Raw genomic sequence first — 19,036 nt, forward strand, 5'->3', positions numbered from 1 at the left:
ATCAGTGGACATTAAAAAAGATGGCTCCGATCGAATATCGGAACCATCTTTTAAGTGCTTGATTTTTCAGGGCTTTTTTATTAAACTGTCCATTTTATAGGGTACAGTTCACATTTAGGATGCTTTCTTTTTAATCCTTATTCAACAATCGCATACGATAACAATTCATTGTTACTTCTCCAAGTCGTTGCAGTAATTGATAGTTCGCATATGCGCCGACCGGGGCACCGATTATTGGTACGAGCTGAAGCATTTTCGCTAAATCGATATAGTCTCGGTACTCTGTTTGGAACTTTTCCCAGTCCATATGATTTTCTTCTTCTGTATCCCACGTTTCGATGGCTTTCCATATTTCTTTTCGGTGGTCGTCACTTGAAAAGGCAAGTTGGAAAACGTGAAGGATAAAAAGGCGCTCTTCTTTGTCGCTCGTATCAAATCCGTACAATGTTGCTGCATCGAATAAAAATTTAATTTTAATGCCGAGTAACAGTGGAAAGTCAGCAAGGCCAAGGAGAATACCACCAGCTCCCGTCCCTGCCCCTTCTGCCGCTGCTATTTTTTTGTACTCATCCATTTTTTTACGTACTTCGTCGTCTCGTCTTTGCAGTGACCAGTTCGTCTCTTTTAATTTCGGCTTTATAAAGTTTGATCCGGCACTAATCGTTTGTACCATCATCCGAATCGTTTCTGTTAATACTTTTTGTACTTTCGCCGGAATAAGCTGTTGTACTTTCGTCTGCACTTTCTTTGAGAACCGTGTCATCATAGAAGAATCTTTCATGAATGTAGCTTTCCACTGCTCCAGTTCTTTTATAACCTTTTCTTCATATGTAATCATAGGTTCATTCCCTTCAATTTAAACACTCAATACGTTTTGCCCCGTATTGATAAACGAAGCCGATACTAAATACTATGCTTACGACTAATAAAATTCCCGTCATCATGAAATCTTTCGTCGCTAGTAGAAATATGATTGTAAAGATAATACTACCTGTAATAAGGATCGCATTTAATAAAGTAAGGAAATCTTTCTTCTTCTCTCCTCCGTCTACTGGATACAAATCAAGCCAAATCTTCATACGGTGATGTTTCCATAAAGTTAATAGCTGATAACCGATTAAATATAAGAAGATAAGACTTACGATAAATCGTCCATATAAAAACGGGATGAAGTACAGAATAACTCCGCCAAGAGCGAGCAGGCGCACATATAAGCCGAAATAGTTACCAGATCTTAAAAACGTTCTCGTATATAAGTATAAATAGGTACGCTTTTCGCCTATCATTGAAAGAATAAAATCAAGCCATTTTCTACGTGCTACTCTCTCTTTTAATGCTGGTACATCAACGAACATATTCGCGATGCGGTACAACAACATCATCTTCTTACCTTCTTCAGAAATTAAATACTCCCAGTTTAGTGGTTTTCCCTTCACGATTTGATACATGATCGCAAGGTATAACACCATGAGAAGGACGATTCCACCAATAAACATAACGGAAGTACGTTCTACAAGGAAAAACACAAATAAGGCGTTTAAAATAAATCGAATGAACCAATCGGCTCTTTGTATATTTTGATCTGTTAAAAATGACTTTTCCCACGCGACGAATAAATTCCACGCTTTTACAATGATAAACGCGATTACAACCCATATGTACGCCGCTCCAGTTTGTTTCATTTGCTGGAAGTATAACGGAGCAAGCGCTGCCGCTCCAATTGCGATTATGTACAACTGAATCATAAACGTAAAAAGAAATGCCTTTGTGAAGTACGGTTTTAACTTTTCTTCAACTGGCAGTAAGTAAACGAGATCCGCTTCTTTTAATAACGTTTGAATAGATCCGGCCGTTAATACGAGTCCAAGTAACACTGCCATAACGAGCGCAGTCGGAAATGAAGGTGTTAACGTTTGTAACCATTGCTGGTAATAATACGCTCCTGCGCCGATGATGAATACGAAAATAAATTTTAAATGATCATTAAATACGTATTTACTATATGTACGAACTTCTTGTAGAAAGTGACGAAATCGTTCTTTCCATAACGCTGTGCTATTCATAATCTTCTTCCTTCGTTAATGCAATATAAATATCATCTAATGTTGCACCCGGCATATGAAACTGTGATTGCAGCTCAGATAATGTTCCCTTCGCTCTTACTTCGCCTTGATGCAAAATTATGAACGAATCACAATAACGCTCTGCCGTCGCTAAAATATGTGTACTCATTAAAATACCTGCACCGCTCTTTTTCATTTGATCCATCATTTGAAGGAGTGATTGAATCGCTAACGGATCAAGCCCAACGAACGGTTCGTCCACAATATAAAGAGATGGCTCCACTAAAAACGCACTCATAATCATTACTTTTTGTTTCATTCCTTTTGAGAAATGAGACGGAAACCATTTCAAACGATTTTTCATACGAAATTCTTGTAATAATTGTCCTACACGTTCTTCATATTGTTTTTCATCAACGCCGTAAGCCATCGCTGTTAACTTCAAATGTTCTTCTAGCGTTAGCTCATCATATAATACTGGTGTTTCTGGGATGAACGAAAAACTAGAACGGTACGCTGTCATATCATCACGAATTGTTTTCCCATTAATTGTGACAGTTCCTTTTTTCGGTTCCATTAAACCGATAATATGTTTAATCGTCGTACTTTTACCCGCTCCATTTAAACCGATTAAGCCGACAAGTTCGCCTTTATTCACAGAGAACGAAACATCTTTTAATACAGGTCGTTTCGTATATCCTCCTGTAACATTTTCTACACGCAATAACTCGCTCATACGACACCACTTTCTTCATTTATATTCGTTCTATATTTATCTTACCAAAAATTACGCTGTACTACATAGTATCGATGTGTTCAAAAAAAATTTAAATTTGTTCGCATATATTATTACGAAAGCGGACATCATAATTATTGAAGAAGGAACACATTGAAAAAGCGACCACCTATTGATGAGTACAACAACATAGTGAAGTCATCATGAAATGGGGTGTCCATGTTGGACAAAGAAATTTACACATAACCAGATCATTTGTTTTATTTTCGAAACGGGGTGTCTCCGAAAGAGCATATACTGTTTTAAAAAGTAAACAATTTCATTTAAAAAGATTGCAATTCATTTCACTTGAAAATGGGGTGTCTACGGCAGAAACTTTAGCCGATTTACCGTGCATTTCTTAAAATAAATGAGGTGTCTGCGAAACGTAAATTACGATAATGCTTTTTCAATCCCTCTTCAGAAAACAGGAAGCTGAGTCAGCTTCCTGTTTTTCGTGTTTGTTCTCTTATGTAATTATGGTAAAATACGGCTAAGGATATTTGAAAGGATGAGATCAATGAATCATACAGCGGATAATTGTATTTTTTGCAAAATCATTGACGGGCAAATCCCTTGCTCAAAAGTATACGAAGATGAACATGTGCTTGCATTTTTAGATATTAGTCAAGTAACAAAAGGACATACTCTTGTTATTCCAAAAGTTCACAAACAAGACATTTTTGCGTTAACGCCAGAAATCGCATCACATATTTTTTCTGTCGTTCCAAAAATCGCAAATGCGATTAAAGCAGAGTTTAATCCAGTTGGCTTTAACCTACTTAACAATAACGGTGAAAAAGCTGGACAAACTGTGTTCCACTTCCACCTTCATTTAATTCCACGCTACGGTGAAAACGATGGTTTCGGTGCTGTTTGGAAATCACATCAAAATGAATACACTATGGAAAATTTACAAAACATCGCAAGTACAATTGCAAATAGCGTGAAATAGTGACACTATAATAAGTAGTCATACATAACAAGCCACTTTCCTAAAGTGATTAAATATGGCAAGGCTTGTTTCTCCACTTAAGATGCCAGGGACTGCACACTTTCCTTTCCCTCTTCTTAAAGATATGCATATTTTTTCACATCATGAATACGAACAAAAAATAAGGAGGTCTCCTTTTATGTCAAAAGCTAAATCCTTTATTACAGGTGTCATTTGCGGCGGAGCAGTTGCTGGACTAGCTGTTCTTTTCTCAACTCCTTCTTCTGGCAAAGACATGCGCGGTAAGTTAAAAGAAAAAGGAAATGATATTAAAAAGACTTTAGCTGATATTACAGCTGATACAAAATTATTAAAACGTCAAATCGTTGAAACTGCTTCAGAAGGTAAAGAAGTGTTCCAAGAATTAAAAGACGACATGCACGATACACTTTCTAACTGGAAGCAAGATATTTCTCAAAACAAACGACATATTGAGCAAGAGATTTTGGACATTCAAAAATCAATTGAGAAACTACAAGAAGCTGTTCCAGAAAAAGCGTAAACAAATTCCTGCTTAGTTTTTTGCATATAACAAATATTTTTTATATAAATTGACCTTAATACGGCATATCACATAGATATGCCGTGTTTTTATGCATTTACAATATATGTTATCACTTAACATGTATGGACAACACATGTATTCATGACTCATAAACCGCTTCCATAGTTATGCATGATTTGTATAGAATGTCATTTTTTTAAAAAATTTTCACAATTCTCACAAAAAGACTTTATTAATTTTTATTTTACTGGCATAATAGATAGTAATGAAAAAGAATGTTAAAGTGGGTGAGTATATGAAAAGTGGAGAAAAAGATTACTCGGTAAAAGAAGCGATGATTTTCAGCCAACGCATTGCTCAATTATCGAAAGCGTTATGGAAATGTGTAGAGAAAGATTGGCAGATGTGGATTAAACCTTATGATTTAAACATTAATGAGCATCATATTTTAACAATCGCTTATCATTTAAAAGGGGCTTCTATTTCTGAGATTGCTAAGTTTGGAGTTATGCACGTATCAACGGCGTTTAACTTCTCGAAAAAGTTAGAAGAACGCGGCTATCTTGTATTCTCGAAAAAAGAAGATGATAAACGAAATACGTACATCGAAATTACAGACAAAGGGGAAGAATTACTACTTCGCTTAATGGAGGAGTATGACCCTGAAAATAATTCAGTGTTTAATGGGGCTCTTGCACTTCGTAATTTTTATGGGAAGTTCCCAGAAAATATCGAACTGATTGCTATCTTGCGTAACATTTACGGACAAGACTTCATCGATATTTTTGAGAAATCATTAGAAGATATTGAAGAGAACTTTACAGAATCTGATCAAAAGTTAGTTAAGAAGTAATCTATTTACTTTTTCGCAATCATGCTTAAGAATTCATTCATAAGCGGTTTGAATAAACCTTGTTTTGCTAGCGCTTCCGCAGTTTCGTGTACTTCGAGCTGATGTGGAAGCGCTTTTTCAAATTGATCCAACAGCGCATCGAACAAAAGAAGCCCTTCTGCTTTCTCCACTACATATTGCTCGTTCAGTATTTCACAAAGATTTAGTATACGTTCAATATCTTTTTTACGAGCTTTTTTCTTTATGATCAAAGAATAAAATGGACACTTTTCTTCATCAATCATTTTAAATAGTAGGTCTACATAGTATTCAGCTTGTTCTAATCTTCTAACAACGTCCATTTTCTCCCTCACTTTCTAACACAAAGTCTTCTATTTCTGAATTTTATAACACGAACAAAATATCGTATGATACAATATGTAAAGTATATGTATTTTAGCCAAAAGGAGGTCTCGCCTCATGACACTTATAACAGTTGTTTTTGTCGCATTCGCACTTCTTGTTATATTTTACACGAATTTCATGACACATACACTGTGTGAACGAAAACAAATATCTGCGAGCCGCCAACCCGGTGTCTTTCGGGTTATTAATGTATGTATAACAATTTTATTAATTTCTAGTTATATAGAAATTATATTTCATGGAAAGTGAGGAAGGAAAGCCCCTTCCTCACTTTTTTCCTCTATAAGCAAATTATACCTACTATAACCAATAAAATAAACAGTACAAGTAATAAAATAAGTTGAGAATTCATCCCCATCCCCTCCTCTTTTCTGTATATGCGGCATACGCCCAATATGGAACACCTTCAAAATCTGACACGTACTGGTTAATTTTTCTTTATCAATATGAAAACACGTCGAAATATGATATATTAAATTTTGTACATATTGCTTATACTATGAAATAAATGACACGCATCTTAACTTTATCCTTAAGCCACGGTAAGCCCTGTTAAGCGCGCTTTACCAACATAAAAAGCAAAAGTATCAGTGAGACTTAACCGGGCTCTGATGAACTAAAATTCATTGGTATAGGATAAATTAAAAATACATAATAGTAGGAGTGTTTATCGAATGAAGAAAGCTATGCTTGCCTTAGCCGCAACAAGTGTAATCGCATTATCAGCATGTGGAACATCATCATCAGACAAAATCGTTACATCTAAAGCTGGTGACATTACAAAAGAAGAATTCTACGAGCAAATGAAGACACAAGCTGGTAAACAAGTACTAAATAACATGGTTATGGAAAAAGTACTTATTAAAAACTACAAAGTTGAAGACAAAGAAGTAGACAAAAAGTTCGATGAAATGAAAAAACAATACGGTGATCAATTCGATACACTATTAAAACAACAAGGTATTAAAGAAGAAACGTTAAAAACTGGTGTACGTGCTCAATTAGCGCAAGAAAAAGCTATTGAGAAAACAATCACTGATAAAGAATTGAAAGATAACTATAAGCCTGAAATTAAAGCAAGCCACATTCTTGTAAAAGATGAAGCAACTGCGAAAAAGGTAAAAGAAGAACTTGGACAAGGTAAATCTTTCGAAGAGTTAGCAAAACAATACTCTGAAGATACTGGTTCAAAAGAAAAAGGTGGCGACTTAGGATTCTTCGGACCTGGCAAAATGGTTAAAGAATTCGAAGAGGCTGCTTATAAACTGAAAAAAGATGAAGTAAGCGAACCTGTGAAATCACAATTCGGTTACCATATCATTAAAGTAACAGACATTAAAGAGCCAGAAAAATCATTCGAACAATCTAAAGCTGACATCAAAAAAGAAATCGTTCAGAAGAAATCACAAGACGGCGAATTCATGAACGACCTTATGATGAAAGAAATCAAAAAAGCTGACGTAAAAGTTGACGATAAAGATTTAAAAGATCTTTTCAAAGAGCAAAAAGCTGACGCTAAGAAAGACGAAAAGAAATAATGAAAAGCTCGGGATTAGCCCGAGCTTTTTTGTTTGCCCTCTTCTCGATACTTTAGGTCTACGTTCAGATTCGGTAAGTGAAATTATATGAGCGATTTTTCAATTATATCAGCGCAACTCTAATTATATCGGCGATTTTTCAATTATATCAGCGCAACCCCAATTATATCGGCGATTCTCGAAATATATCGACTTACCGACAAAAACTGACAATGATTGCGCCCCTCTCTTCAAGAAACACAAAAAAACCTTGATTCCATCACGCACGGAACCAAGGTCTATCTTATTATCATTGATTAAATTAAAAAACTATGTTAAATTAGTACAGAAACACGTTTTCCGAAATTGAAGGTACGTATTTATCCGTATCTTAATTTTACACCAAAATACATCTTCAGTCAACCCCTATTTTTCACTTTTAAAGGAGTGCTTACCGTATGAACAAAAAACTTGATTTAGAGCAAAAACGATTGGATACCGTAATAGAAACGATTACGGAGCAAATTGATAAACTGGAAAACGAAACTGGCAGACGCCGGGCAGAAGTAATCAATATTCGTAAACACTTTTGGGATGATGTGAAAGTGAATACTGATACTTTTGATGATTATCTTGAAACAGTTATCAACTTAAGGCAACAAGCTCAGTCACTAGCTGTTACACAAATTACTCATAAGCACACCTTTAATCGACTTGCCGCATTAAGACGCATGCATAAAGCACCTTATTTTGGACGAATTGATTTTAAAGAAGAAGGAGAATCTGCTGCGGAGCAAATTTATATCGGTGTAGCCACGCTTACTGATGCAAGCGGAGAAAACTTTCTTATATATGACTGGCGCGCACCCATTTCAAGTGTGTACTACGATTATCCACCAGGACCAGCTGAATATAGTACACCAGAAGGCGTAATTCACGGTAATGTGGAGAAAAAATTACAATACATTATTCAAAATGGCGAGATTGATTCTATGTTCGATACGAGCCTTACAATTGGCGATGAAATCTTGCAACAAGCGCTCGGAAAAGGTACAAACAAACATATGCAAAGTATCGTCGCTACGATTCAGCGCGAGCAAAATGAAATTATTCGTCACGATGAAGGCCGACTCCTTATCGTGCAAGGAGCTGCTGGTAGCGGTAAAACGTCAGCTGCCCTGCAACGAATCGCCTACTTATTATATAAATATCGCGAATGGTTAAAAGCGGATCAAATTATTCTCTTCTCCCCTAACTCTATGTTCAATAGCTACGTTTCTAACGTACTACCTGAACTCGGTGAAGAAAATATGCAGCAAGTGACGTTCCAAGAATATTTAAACCATAGACTAAGCAAGTCATTTGATATTGAAGATCCTTATGAACAATTAGAATATATGTTAACTGAAACGAATAGCCCTATCTATAAAACGAGAAATGCGAGCATTCGATTTAAAGCATCTACTCAATTTTTCGAGATGATTAGAGCGTACAGACAATCTCTTGAATCATCAGGCATGCTATTTAGAGGAATGAAATTTAGAGGAAAGTTAATTGTCTCTGCTAAAGAAATTACAGAGCAGTTTTACAATACCGACTCCTCCCTCCGCTTCCATAGCCGTATTGAGAAGTTAACGGATTGGCTAAATAAGCAAATAGATGCACTTGAAAAAGCAGAACTGAAAAAGCCTTGGGTAGAAGAAGAAATTGAACTACTTAGTAAAGATGAATATCAAAAGGCTTATAAATACTTGCAGAAAAAAGGTGAGTTTGACGACAACTCCTTTAACGATTTTGAGAAAGAAGCGAAAGTACTTGGACGTATGATTGTCCGTAAAAAATTAAAACCACTTCGCAAAGGTGTTCAAACATTGCGCTTTATCAATTTCACAGGCATATATAAACAGCTATTCACAGATGCATCATGGGTTACGGGAGAAAAACCGAAAAACTGGGATGACATTTGCTCATTAACGGTGAATATGTTAGATGAAGGAAAGCTATATTACGAGGATGCAACTCCATTTTTACTTTTAAAAGAGTTAATTGAAGGCTTCCAAACGAACCGATCAATTAAACACGTACTCGTAGACGAAGCGCAAGATTATTCACCGTTTCAGTTCGAGTTTTTAAAACGTCTCTTCCCTGCTGCAAGAATGACTGTACTCGGAGACTTTAACCAAGCGATCTTTGCTCATGCGAGTGAAGCAGTGAATTTCAATACACTTACTAGCTTATACGGACCAGACGAAACGAACGGCATTAACTTAACCCGTAGCTACCGCTCAACAAAACCAATTATTGAATTTACACGTGCTCTCGTACCGGAAGGCAAGAACATTCACGCCTTTGAACGTGACGGAGAGAAACCTACAGTGACGAAAGTATTAAATGAGAGCGAACTGCACGAACATATTACTGCTAAAGTTGCTGAACTGCAAACAGAGCAGCACAATACGATCGCAATTATATGTAAATCTGCAGCTGAAAGTGCCGCTGCTTACGAAGCACTTAATCATATCGAGAATATTAAACTCGTGAAGAGTAACTCAGCCGAGTATGAGCAAGGCATCGTCGTGATCCCAGCTTACTTAGCGAAAGGTATCGAATTTGATGCCGTTATTATTTACAATGCTTCTAAAGATGTATACAGCGATGAGAGCGTTCGTAGATTGTTCTACACTGCTTGTACGCGCGCAATGCATGAATTGCACCTTTATAGCGTTGGCGAGGTTAGTCCTTTTATTCTTGAGGCTGATTCGGAGAGTTTTGAGCTTATTACAACACCTTGATAACAATCAAGGTGTTTTCTTTTTTATGCAGGACTTACACCTTTAAAGTAGAATATATCAGTTTAGAAAAAAGTTAAGGAGCGAAAAGATGAACCACTATTTTATTGCTATTTATGACGGTGAGTTTCCTACCGAAAAATTACATACCATTTTACAATCTAAGCACACTTTTACTGACCTAAACGTCCGCACCATTGCAATCTCCTCACCAAGACCTTTCACATTATTAGTTGGCGAAGAACACGATGCACTTACAACTGGACTTACAGACAAATACCACTTATTAACGAAAGAGTTGCAAACACTCAAGCAGCAAGAAAAGTACTACTATGTATACGATTATAAAATTAGAAAGACCATCGAGAATCCTACCCAAAAATGCTTTTCATTCGCACAAATCCATATAAGTGTTACGAAATTCCATCAGATGATTCAAAAAGTAAAAGACTTAAAACAACCTGTATTTGCAGGTTATAACATCATTTCTCATGATGCAGACATACTTACGATTGATGTACTTCTATCCTCACCTTTATTAGATCCTGACACTTCCGAAAAAGATGAAGAAGAATACACTTATTTACAACAACTAGCTGAATCGATATCTCGTTCTGAATTATGCACTTCTATAAAAGCAAGTGCACTTATTTAAACACGAAAAGAGGGTTATTTATCCCCCCTTTTGCTATCTATTTACGTTTGTACTTGATCATAATAATGCATTCTTTTATATGCAACTTATATAAGTATCAAGGTGTTTTTCTCATTCTGAATGAAACACCCTTACGTCTATACACACTCAGCACAATCCCCATTATAAGCGCATGAAATACAGTCGGCGTTAATCCATAACTAATAAAAGGTAAGGATATAGCAGCAAGCGGCAATAATCCTAGTATCATTCCAACATTATAAATGAACTGGAATACAAAAAGAGTCAATCCACCAACGAGTAGCAATTTACCGTACCGATCATTTATTTTATAAGAGATGACTATTAATCTTGCTACAAAAAGAGAAAGAACGAAGACAAGAATTAACGCAAGCCAATACCCATAATAGTAAGTCAAACTCGCAAATACAAAATCAGTATCCGGAGCAGGGATGAATTTTGTATCTCCAGATGTACCAAACCAACCTGCTGATGACATTACCTCTTTTAATCGTATATACATAAATCCTGCGCCCTGTGCATCACGCTCTGGATTCAAATACCCTAAAAATCTATCCAAATAAACTCCTTTTACTGTGGGCCAGGAAAAATAGGCCCCTATAATCAATAAACAGATTGGTACAATTGTAATAATTAATGCCTTTTTCTTCCCTAACTTACTCCACCAAAGCATAACGAATACCATCGTGATATAAATAAAAATCACTGAAAAAGCTGCGCCAATTAAGAATAAATACAAAGAAAATAAATACAACACTACAAGATACCTAACTTTCAATCTATTGTTATTGAAAAAAGAAGCCCAAGCTAGAAAAAAGAACGGTACTGACATTAAACGATCAATTGCAATAGGACCAACTTTTATTATCCGTTCTCCAAGTATCGAAGCGTTCGGAAAACAGTATATCATTAACAAGATCAGTACCCCAATTGTATAAAACAGCCATCCGAGTCTTTCTAATTTCCGGTAATCAATCAGCATCATCACTACAACTGTTGCAACACCGAGAATAACAAAAATCACCTTATTCAGTAGTAAATCATTTGTATGTCCAAAAGCTATAACCGGCAAGAACCCTAATCCCATCGCAATCACTAATAAACCAATTAAAAACCAATCCACCTTTGGCTTATGTAGTTTGTTCAGTTCCCGGCCAAGTTTAATTGGACTCCCCATTTGCTCAACAGCCTTATCTTCAGCAACTTCCTCACTTAACCCTTTATCCATCCACATATTCTTTGCCTGTTTCAAGTGAAAATTCAGTTCAGTTGCTACTAAGTCCTTCGCTTCTTTTGATTTAATATGGTTCGTAACTTCTTTTAAAAAACGCTCCCCTTTTTTGTTCAATTTTTTCTCACTCCTGTACTAATCCTTTTAGTATAAATTGTACCTTCGTAGCATTTTTTTCTGCCTTTCGCAGCATCTTGTTTCCTTTATCATTTAATTGATAATATTTCGCTCCCACGTGATTCCAGCTAGATTGGATAAAGCGATTCTGTTCTAGACGATGTAATAACGTGTATAGAGACCCTTCGTCCCCTTCGAATTTTTGAATCCCTCTCCCGCGCAGTAACTGCATCAATTCATAACCTGTTTTTTCATTCATAAGAAGTTGCAACACTGCTAAAAGGATGTCTTCTTCTTTTTCGGACGATTGATTGATTTTTTCACGCACCCGCTTCTGGTGCTGATCAGAAAAACTCAAATGTTTAAAAGTTGTGTTCTCCATTGATTTTCGCAAGCCTTTTAATCGATCTTCCATTTGATTATTCCTCCAATCCTTTCTTCAAAAGCTCCTTCGCTTTTTTCAGTCTCGTTTTTATCGTGTTTTCCTTTATTTCTATTACTGTAGCAATCTCTTTAATTGATAATTCTTCATAATAAAATAGATAAATGACTTCTCGGTATTTTATCGGTAAATTCATTACCGCAGAAGCGAGCTCACGGTCCTCCGCATTTTGAATGACAGTTTGTTCGACACTATCATTTTGAACCCCCATATAAGCAGATTCAGCCTCTGTCACGATCACCTTTTTGTTATACCAACTTTTTATATAATCCTTACATTGATTAATCGCAATTCTCCATAACCACGTTTTCACATTCGACTGCCCTTTGTATGTATGAAGAGATTTATAACACTTCACAAATATATCTTGCGTTACATCCTCCGCAACCTCTTTATTATTCGCGTATGAATACACAAGCTGGAGAACTTCTTGTCCATACTTGTTCATAATTTCATCGATAAGGAGTTCCTTATCCTCTATTTCAAACACTTCTACCGTTAATTCATCCACATCATTTCCTCCTTCCCATATATTAGACGACGCACTGTATGGAAAAGTTTTATAAATTTATAAAAAATACAGATGGCAATCACGTTTTTTTATAAAACACTTTCCAGCTACTTACATATAATAAACCGAATAGTCGTTACAATACATTCACGTAAAGAGCGCCCCTCTCCCAAGGCGCTCTTTACGTTTGCAATAAGGAGTTTGTGTTAGTTTTCTATCGTCAAGATTTCCCTTATCGCTAAATGAAAAAGAGAACCGATTTAATCGAGTCCTCCTTCTTTTTAACGCTCACTTAAAGAATCTAATATATCATAGCCATACAAAGATGGCTTAATAATATCAAAACCAATACATTCTTCATACAAGTATAGTATTTGAAGTTCTATACATAACGTAGCTGTTTGTTCTTGTTGATCTATTGCTTTTTCTAGTTCTGCCGTGTATTTCCTTTGAATGTTGTTATCAGTATCCTTATTTTTTAGTTATGTTTATTTAACAAGAAATACAGTTGGTTATGACAAACCAACCATTTAAAAGTAGGGCTTTTCATCCATTTGTCTTGTTCCCTATTTTAAAACATAATACAATTAAACTGTAACTTAATAAGCTATAACTAGTAGGTGTGGCAATCATCTCTTCCATTTCGAAAAAAGGGGGGAGGTGATAAAGTGAAACTTTAATCAGTGGGGGTTTTCTTCATCCCCCACTGATTATTAGTTGAACCAATCGGACTTTTATGGGCAGTTGATCCCCCACCTTACTTCTTTGCTTTCGCTGCATTTTGAGGTGGGGGTCTTACTGCCCATTAAAGTGGGATAATATGATCGCGATGTTTGTAATGAAAGTAATGTATGGTATCCTAACCGGAGCTGGCGTTGTCATCGGTAGAAGATACGTCGGTCCATGGCTAATTTCTGTATACAAAAAAGCGAGAACCACCCTGCTTCGTGGAAAAGGTAAGGGCGGTTCTCGGCTAAAACGTTAATGTAATTGTCTTATAACCGCACCTACTACCACCACAATAGCAAGTTAGGTTACAAAGGCAGAAGTTTCTCAGGCTTCTGTCTTCTTTATTTTATGCAAAATTCATACTATATACTCTACCATCATTGTAACACATTTTATTTATTTTTAGTCAAGATAAAAAAACACCTGAAGAGGTTCTCTTCAGGTGTTTCTCTATTTTACGCTAATGCAGCTGCATGTTCTTGTTGATCTACAGGAATGACAGCGTCTGTTAATGCTTTTTCTAGTTCTGCTGTGTATTTCATTTGCTCTTCTTTGCTCCAACCTAGTTTTGCAGCCATGTAGTTGATTACTGCTTCTTTCCACTCGTATACCCAGTGAATGTTGAAGAATACAGCGCCTCTGCGACGTACGAAGAAGTCGACTGGTTTTGCTGTCATTTCGTAATCCATTGCGTATACAAGTGGGATTAGAACGTCTAGCGGCATGTTGTATTCTTTCGCTTCGTCTTTATGTTTTTTCGCTAATTCGAACAGTACGTCTACGTTAGAGCCGTAGAATTTCGCGAATTCTTCTGCTTGTGCTGTCGTTAAACCGTATTTCGTACCTTCGCCTGCTTTTTTCGCGATAAATGCTGGTAATCCTTTAGATCCATCTACATGTCCACCAGAGATTGGCATATGTTTCGTTGAGCTCTTCGGATATGCACTATGACCTTCTTTTTGTAGTAAGTTCGTTACGTAGTCTACTACCATTTCAGCCATTTTGCGGTATCCTGTTAATTTACCACCTGCGATTGTAATTAAACCAGATTCAGAAGTCCAAATTTCGTCTTTACGAGAAATTTCAGATGCACTCTTACCTTCTTCGTAAATTAACGGACGTACGCCGGCCCAGCTTGACTCGATGTCTTTTTCAGTAATTTTTACGCTTGGGAACATGTAGTTAATCGCATTAATGATGTACGTGCGATCTTCTGTTGTCATTTGTGGTACAGCTGCGTCTTTATCATAGAACGTATCTGTTGTACCTACATAAGTTTTTCCGCCGCGTGGAATCGCGAATACCATACGTTTATCTGGTGTATCGAAGTAAATCGCTTGACCTAATGGGAAACGTTTTTGATCAATTACTAAGTGAACACCTTTTGATAACTGAAGTACTTTTCCTTTTTTCGAGTTATCTTTTTCACGAAGTGTATCTACCCAAGGACCAGCTGCGTTTACAATTTTCTTACCGTAAACTTCGTATACTTCACCATCTAGTAAATCGATTACACGTACACCACATACTTTTCCATCTTTATATAAGAAACTATCTACTTTTGCGTAGTTAACAGCTTTTGCACCGTGCTCAATTGCTTCTTTCATTACTTCAATTGTAAGACGCGCATCATCAGTGCGATATTCTACGTAGTAACCGCCGCCTTTTAATCCTTCTTGTTTTACAAGAGGCTCTTTCTTCAGCGTTTCTTCACGGTTAAACATTTTTCTGCGCTCGCTTCGTTTTACACCTGCTAAGAAGTCGTATACACGAAGACCAATTGATGTACTGAATGATCCGAACGTACCACCTGTATGGAACGGAAGTAACATCCACTCTGGTGTTGTTACATGGGGACCGTTCTCATATACGATCGCACGCTCTTTCCCCACCTCTGCTACCATTTTCACTTCAAGTTGTTTTAAATAACGTAGACCACCGTGTACAAGCTTCGTTGAACGACTTGATGTACCTGCTGCAAAGTCCTGCATTTCAAACACTATTGTTGATAACCCGCGTGTTGCTCCATCTAATGCAATACCAGAACCAGTAATACCTCCACCAATTACGATCACATCTAATTCTTGTTTATTTACTCCGTTTAATACGTCTTTACGTTGTTTACTTGAAAATTTCATGGTAATTCCTCCCTTTGATAACGAAAAAAGAGACCACAAACTCCGCTATAGATTTCGCCTCTATAGCGTGTTGTGGTCTCTCCAAATCTCCTACCGAATTATTAACTTGTCACCATTATAACACTGTTTATGATTATTTGAAAGCTTTTGTTGCTTCAATTGCTTTTTTCCATCCAGCATATAGCTCTTCGCTTGTTTCCGCTTCCATTGTTGGTTCAAAGCGTTTGTCCATATGCCACTGTTCTTTAATTTCATCTTGGTTTTTCCAATATCCAACCGCAAGACCAGCTAAGTACGCTGCACCTAAAGCCGTTGTTTCATTGATCACCGGACGCTCTACAGGAACGTCTAAAATATCACTTTGGAACTTCATTAAGAAGTTATTTTTAACTGCTCCGCCATCAACGCGTAATGTTTTCAGTTCAATACCTGAATCTGCTTCCATTGCGCATAATACGTCTTTCGTTTGGTAAGCTAAAGATTCTAGTGTTGCACGAATGAAATGCTCTTTCGTCGTACCGCGCGTTACACCAAACATAGCGCCGCGTACTTCACTATCCCAGTACGGTGTACCTAATCCTACGAATGCTGGTACAACGTATACACCGTCAGTTGATTCAACGCGAGAAGCATACACTTCACTCTCACTTGCATCTTTAAACATGCGCATTCCGTCACGTAACCATTGAATTGCAGAACCTGCTACGAAAATACTTCCTTCTAATGCGTAGTTTACTTTACCATCTATTCCCCATGCAATTGTTGTTAATAGGCCATGCTCAGAAGCTACTGCTTTTTCACCAGTGTTCATTAACATGAAGCAACCAGTTCCGTAAGTATTTTTCGCCATACCTTCACCGAAACAAGCTTGTCCAAATAATGCCGCTTGTTGGTCACCAGCTACACCTGCAATCGGTACATTTTGACCGAAGAAGTGATAGTCAATTGTTTCTCCATACACTTCAGATGATGGACGTACTTCTGGAAGCATGCTCTTTGGTACTGTTAACATGTCTAGAAGTTCATCATCCCATTGTAAGTCGTGAATGTTAAACATTAACGTACGTGATGCATTTGAGTAATCCGTTACGTGCGCTTTACCACCAGATAGTTTCCATACAAGCCACGTATCAATTGTTCCGAATAATAAATCGCCGTTTTCTGCTTTCTCTCTTGCACCTTCAACGTTATCTAAAATCCATTTTACTTTCGTACCAGAGAAGTATGCGTCAATTAAAAGACCTGTTTTTTCGCGAACCATTTCGCTATATCCTTTTTCTTTTAACTCATCACAAATTTCAGCTGTTTGACGAGATTGCCATACGATTGCGTTATAAATTGGTTTGCCTGTTGTTTTATCCCATACAACCGCTGTTTCACGTTGGTTCGTAATACCGATACCAGCGATTTGTTCTGGTTTTACATCTGCTTCGCTTAAGCAAGTTGCGATAACTGCTAAAATAGATCCCCAAATTTCTTGCGCGTTATGCTCTACCCAACCTGGTTTTGGAAAATGTTGTGTAAATTCTTTTTGAGCTGAATGAACAATTTCACCTTTTTTATTGAACAGAATTGCACGTGAGCTAGTTGTTCCTTGGTCTAATGAAAGAATATATTTTTTCATATCGGTTTCCCCCTTATGCTACTTTTCTACTATTTGTATTGCTTCCACTTTTTTTGCTTGTCATATAAGAGATTGCTAGTATAATCACTGTTGCAATAATTACATAAATAAGTGCTGCATTTTGTTTTCCTTCAAATACAACTTGATGGAATAATCCTGCAAGTGATCCACCTAAAATCGGACCTACTACTGGAATCCATGCATACTTCCAATTTGAACCGCCTTTTCCTGCAATCGGAAGGAAGAAGTGCGCGATACGCGGACCTAAATCACGTGCTGGGTTGATTGCGTATCCTGTCGTTCCACCTAATGATAAACCAATACTTACAATTAAGAAACCTACGATAAATGGATTTAATCCATCTGCAAATTTATTTGCACCAATTGCTAATATACCAAATACTAAAACGAATGTCCCAATCATTTCACTTAATAGGTTTGCAAATGTGTTCGGAATTGCTGGACCTGTTGCAAATACGCCTAACTTTGTTCCTGGATCTTCTGTTTCTTTCCAGTGTGGTAAGTAATGTAAATATACGATAACTGCCCCGATAATTGCTCCAATCATTTGTGCTGCGATATAACCAGGTACGTCACTCCATGGGAACGCTCCCTTAAATGCTAATCCTATCGTCAAAGCTGGATTCAAATGTGCCCCACTAATTGATCCAACCGCATACGCTGCAACCGCTACTGCTAAGCCCCAGCCCATTGTAATAACAATCCAACCAGAATCTTTCGCAAACGACTTCTTTAAACTTACACCAGCACAAACGCCGCCACCAAGTACGATTAACAACGCAGTCCCTATTAACTCTCCTAAAAATGCTGACATAGTATCCCTCCACAATCAATTTAAACGCTTCCAAATGTGATAGAGGTAAAATGAATGGCCATTCGTTTTTGTCAAAAGAAAAAGACCCACAGCTTTGCACGCTTCTATATAAATTTATATAGAAACAATGAAATGTGGATCTCTACTTTTCTCCGTCACGTTTATTAACTTGTCTATAATGTTAACTGTTAATGAAAGCGGTGTCAACAGAATTATTTCACATTTTCGTCACTTTTTTTGGTAATGTTTCCATAGTTCGCGTTTTGATGTCGTAATTGCTGTCGCACCAGCATGTAAAGCTCTCTCTACATCATCAACAGTACGAATGAAACCACCCGCTAAAATCGGTACACCAGTACGCTCTTTCACTTCAGCGATCACGTCCGTTAACGCTCCTGGGAGCACCTCTATATAATCCGGCTTCGTCTTTTCTAAAAGATTGCAACTCTTCTCCATTGCACTCGAATCGATTAAAAAGATACGCTGAATTGCCACAACACCTTTTTGCTTCGCCTTCATAATGACGCTCGCCTTTGTTGAAAGTAACCCGTACGGTCTAAACTCCTGACATAAATATTCCGTCGCATGCCCATCACTCTGCAAACCATGAATTAAATCCACATGTAAAAACACCTTTTTACAATATTGCTTCGCAAGTGATATAACACTCTTCAATTGGCCGACATGAATATCTAAAATAACGATATACTCATACGAACTATGTAATAGCTTTTCCAAATCTTTAATTTGCCTCACTGCCGGCAAAATCTTTTGTTCATGAAATTCCATTCTAAATTTCCCCTTCTTTATGTCATCCTATCCTTTATAGTAC

General features: G+C 37.0%; 19 protein-coding genes. 8 read left to right on the forward strand and 11 right to left on the reverse strand.

Annotated features, from left to right (window positions below):
* Positions 1 to 130 precede the first annotated feature (130 nt).
* From ecsC to ecsA, 3 genes are read right to left on the reverse strand one after another with little or no spacing between them, the layout of a single operon-like run.
* Positions 131 to 838: an ecs operon protein EcsC gene (ecsC, locus tag MR070_RS19355; protein WP_000634125.1), complete on the reverse strand. Its 708-nt coding sequence runs from the start codon at positions 836 to 838 to the stop codon at positions 131 to 133.
* A gap of 13 nt (positions 839 to 851) precedes the next feature.
* Positions 852 to 2,063, reverse strand: a complete 1,212-nt coding sequence (gene ecsB / locus MR070_RS19360) for an ABC transporter permease EcsB (protein ID WP_242261835.1) — start codon at positions 2,061 to 2,063, stop codon at positions 852 to 854.
* Complete coding sequence (gene ecsA, locus MR070_RS19365) at positions 2,056 to 2,799, reverse strand: ABC transporter ATP-binding protein EcsA (protein WP_001292602.1); 744 nt, start codon at positions 2,797 to 2,799, stop codon at positions 2,056 to 2,058. The genes ecsB and ecsA overlap by 8 nt, the downstream gene beginning before the upstream one ends.
* 559 nt (positions 2,800 to 3,358) lie before the next feature.
* Here ecsA and MR070_RS19370 point away from each other — a divergent pair.
* The 3 genes from MR070_RS19370 to MR070_RS19380 all read left to right on the forward strand — a co-directional run bounded on the left by MR070_RS19370 (position 3,359) and on the right by MR070_RS19380 (position 5,190).
* Positions 3,359 to 3,793, forward strand: a complete 435-nt coding sequence (locus tag MR070_RS19370; protein WP_001016840.1) for an HIT family protein — start codon at positions 3,359 to 3,361, stop codon at positions 3,791 to 3,793.
* Positions 3,794 to 3,971: 178 nt separating this feature from the next.
* Positions 3,972 to 4,334, forward strand: a complete 363-nt coding sequence (locus MR070_RS19375; protein ID WP_000030301.1) for a YtxH domain-containing protein — start codon at positions 3,972 to 3,974, stop codon at positions 4,332 to 4,334.
* 298 nt (positions 4,335 to 4,632) lie between these two features.
* A complete protein-coding gene (locus MR070_RS19380) occupies positions 4,633 to 5,190 on the forward strand; it encodes an HTH-type transcriptional regulator Hpr (protein ID WP_000834918.1) in 558 nt (185 codons plus the stop codon).
* 5 nt (positions 5,191 to 5,195) lie between these two features.
* On the opposite strand, the gene MR070_RS19385 is transcribed toward MR070_RS19380, so the two are convergent.
* Positions 5,196 to 5,531 carry a DUF1878 family protein gene (locus tag MR070_RS19385; protein ID WP_000383651.1) on the reverse strand — a complete coding sequence of 112 codons (336 nt, stop codon included), beginning with the start codon at positions 5,529 to 5,531 and terminating at the stop codon, positions 5,196 to 5,198.
* A 118-nt stretch (positions 5,532 to 5,649) separates the two neighbouring features.
* Here MR070_RS19385 and MR070_RS19390 point away from each other — a divergent pair, with 118 nt between their 5' ends.
* The 4 genes from MR070_RS19390 (at position 5,650) to MR070_RS19405 (ending at position 10,556) form a co-directional block, all read left to right on the forward strand.
* On the forward strand, positions 5,650 to 5,844 hold the full coding sequence (locus MR070_RS19390; protein WP_000172692.1) for a hypothetical protein: 195 nt from the start codon (positions 5,650 to 5,652) through the stop codon (positions 5,842 to 5,844).
* A 425-nt stretch (positions 5,845 to 6,269) separates the two neighbouring features.
* A complete protein-coding gene (gene prsA, locus MR070_RS19395; RefSeq protein ID WP_048557270.1) occupies positions 6,270 to 7,133 on the forward strand; it encodes a peptidylprolyl isomerase PrsA in 864 nt (287 codons plus the stop codon).
* Between the two features lie 437 nt (positions 7,134 to 7,570).
* Positions 7,571 to 9,904: an RNA polymerase recycling motor HelD gene (helD, locus tag MR070_RS19400; RefSeq protein WP_242261836.1), complete on the forward strand. Its 2,334-nt coding sequence runs from the start codon at positions 7,571 to 7,573 to the stop codon at positions 9,902 to 9,904.
* A gap of 88 nt (positions 9,905 to 9,992) precedes the next feature.
* Complete coding sequence (locus tag MR070_RS19405; protein WP_242261837.1) at positions 9,993 to 10,556, forward strand: hypothetical protein; 564 nt, start codon at positions 9,993 to 9,995, stop codon at positions 10,554 to 10,556.
* Between the two features lie 97 nt (positions 10,557 to 10,653).
* On the opposite strand, the gene MR070_RS19410 is transcribed toward MR070_RS19405, so the two are convergent.
* The 3 genes from MR070_RS19410 to MR070_RS19420 are packed head-to-tail and all read right to left on the reverse strand — an operon-like array spanning position 10,654 to position 12,878.
* The gene (locus MR070_RS19410; protein WP_242261838.1) at positions 10,654 to 11,925 is read right to left on the reverse strand and encodes an FtsW/RodA/SpoVE family cell cycle protein; all 1,272 of its coding nucleotides are present in this window, start codon (positions 11,923 to 11,925) and stop codon (positions 10,654 to 10,656) included.
* A gap of 7 nt (positions 11,926 to 11,932) precedes the next feature.
* On the reverse strand, positions 11,933 to 12,340 hold the full coding sequence (locus MR070_RS19415; RefSeq protein WP_242261839.1) for a PadR family transcriptional regulator: 408 nt from the start codon (positions 12,338 to 12,340) through the stop codon (positions 11,933 to 11,935).
* 4 nt (positions 12,341 to 12,344) lie between these two features.
* A complete protein-coding gene (locus MR070_RS19420; protein ID WP_242261840.1) occupies positions 12,345 to 12,878 on the reverse strand; it encodes a sigma-70 family RNA polymerase sigma factor in 534 nt (177 codons plus the stop codon).
* Positions 12,879 to 13,698: 820 nt separating this feature from the next.
* On the opposite strand from MR070_RS19420, the gene MR070_RS19425 reads away from it, so the two are divergent.
* Positions 13,699 to 13,863 carry a hypothetical protein gene (locus MR070_RS19425; protein ID WP_242261841.1) on the forward strand — a complete coding sequence of 55 codons (165 nt, stop codon included), beginning with the start codon at positions 13,699 to 13,701 and terminating at the stop codon, positions 13,861 to 13,863.
* Between the two features lie 199 nt (positions 13,864 to 14,062).
* Here MR070_RS19425 and glpD read toward each other — a convergent pair whose 3' ends face one another.
* The 4 genes from glpD to glpP form a co-directional block, all read right to left on the reverse strand.
* The gene (glpD, locus tag MR070_RS19430) at positions 14,063 to 15,745 is read right to left on the reverse strand and encodes an aerobic glycerol-3-phosphate dehydrogenase (protein ID WP_044792646.1); all 1,683 of its coding nucleotides are present in this window, start codon (positions 15,743 to 15,745) and stop codon (positions 14,063 to 14,065) included.
* 133 nt (positions 15,746 to 15,878) lie between these two features.
* On the reverse strand, positions 15,879 to 17,369 hold the full coding sequence (gene glpK / locus MR070_RS19435) for a glycerol kinase GlpK (RefSeq protein ID WP_000759995.1): 1,491 nt from the start codon (positions 17,367 to 17,369) through the stop codon (positions 15,879 to 15,881).
* Positions 17,370 to 17,382: 13 nt separating this feature from the next.
* Positions 17,383 to 18,204: a glycerol uptake facilitator protein GlpF gene (glpF, locus tag MR070_RS19440; protein ID WP_044792645.1), complete on the reverse strand. Its 822-nt coding sequence runs from the start codon at positions 18,202 to 18,204 to the stop codon at positions 17,383 to 17,385.
* Between the two features lie 228 nt (positions 18,205 to 18,432).
* The gene (gene glpP / locus MR070_RS19445) at positions 18,433 to 18,993 is read right to left on the reverse strand and encodes a glycerol uptake operon antiterminator GlpP (RefSeq protein WP_242261842.1); all 561 of its coding nucleotides are present in this window, start codon (positions 18,991 to 18,993) and stop codon (positions 18,433 to 18,435) included.
* Positions 18,994 to 19,036 lie beyond the last annotated feature (43 nt).

The organism is Bacillus cereus group sp. BfR-BA-01453, assembly GCF_022662915.1.
Lineage (GTDB): Bacteria > Bacillota > Bacilli > Bacillales > Bacillaceae_G > Bacillus_A > Bacillus_A paranthracis.

Bases quoted from the DNA above. Each gene is read 5' to 3' on its own strand.
- helD (WP_242261836.1), top strand. From the start codon at position 7,571: ATGAACAAAAAACTTGATTTAGAGCAAAAACGATTGGATACCGTAATA.
- MR070_RS19390 (WP_000172692.1), top strand. From the start codon at position 5,650: ATGACACTTATAACAGTTGTTTTTGTCGCATTCGCACTTCTTGTTATA.
- glpF (WP_044792645.1), bottom strand. From the start codon at position 18,204: ATGTCAGCATTTTTAGGAGAGTTAATAGGGACTGCGTTGTTAATCGTA.
- MR070_RS19375 (WP_000030301.1), top strand. From the start codon at position 3,972: ATGTCAAAAGCTAAATCCTTTATTACAGGTGTCATTTGCGGCGGAGCA.
- MR070_RS19370 (WP_001016840.1), top strand. From the start codon at position 3,359: ATGAATCATACAGCGGATAATTGTATTTTTTGCAAAATCATTGACGGG.
- MR070_RS19405 (WP_242261837.1), top strand. From the start codon at position 9,993: ATGAACCACTATTTTATTGCTATTTATGACGGTGAGTTTCCTACCGAA.
- ecsC (WP_000634125.1), bottom strand. From the start codon at position 838: ATGATTACATATGAAGAAAAGGTTATAAAAGAACTGGAGCAGTGGAAA.
- prsA (WP_048557270.1), top strand. From the start codon at position 6,270: ATGAAGAAAGCTATGCTTGCCTTAGCCGCAACAAGTGTAATCGCATTA.
- glpP (WP_242261842.1), bottom strand. From the start codon at position 18,993: ATGGAATTTCATGAACAAAAGATTTTGCCGGCAGTGAGGCAAATTAAA.
- MR070_RS19425 (WP_242261841.1), top strand. From the start codon at position 13,699: ATGATCGCGATGTTTGTAATGAAAGTAATGTATGGTATCCTAACCGGA.
- MR070_RS19385 (WP_000383651.1), bottom strand. From the start codon at position 5,531: ATGGACGTTGTTAGAAGATTAGAACAAGCTGAATACTATGTAGACCTA.
- MR070_RS19380 (WP_000834918.1), top strand. From the start codon at position 4,633: ATGAAAAGTGGAGAAAAAGATTACTCGGTAAAAGAAGCGATGATTTTC.
- glpK (WP_000759995.1), bottom strand. From the start codon at position 17,369: ATGAAAAAATATATTCTTTCATTAGACCAAGGAACAACTAGCTCACGT.
- ecsA (WP_001292602.1), bottom strand. From the start codon at position 2,799: ATGAGCGAGTTATTGCGTGTAGAAAATGTTACAGGAGGATATACGAAA.
- ecsB (WP_242261835.1), bottom strand. From the start codon at position 2,063: ATGAATAGCACAGCGTTATGGAAAGAACGATTTCGTCACTTTCTACAA.
- glpD (WP_044792646.1), bottom strand. From the start codon at position 15,745: ATGAAATTTTCAAGTAAACAACGTAAAGACGTATTAAACGGAGTAAAT.
- MR070_RS19415 (WP_242261839.1), bottom strand. From the start codon at position 12,340: ATGGAAGATCGATTAAAAGGCTTGCGAAAATCAATGGAGAACACAACT.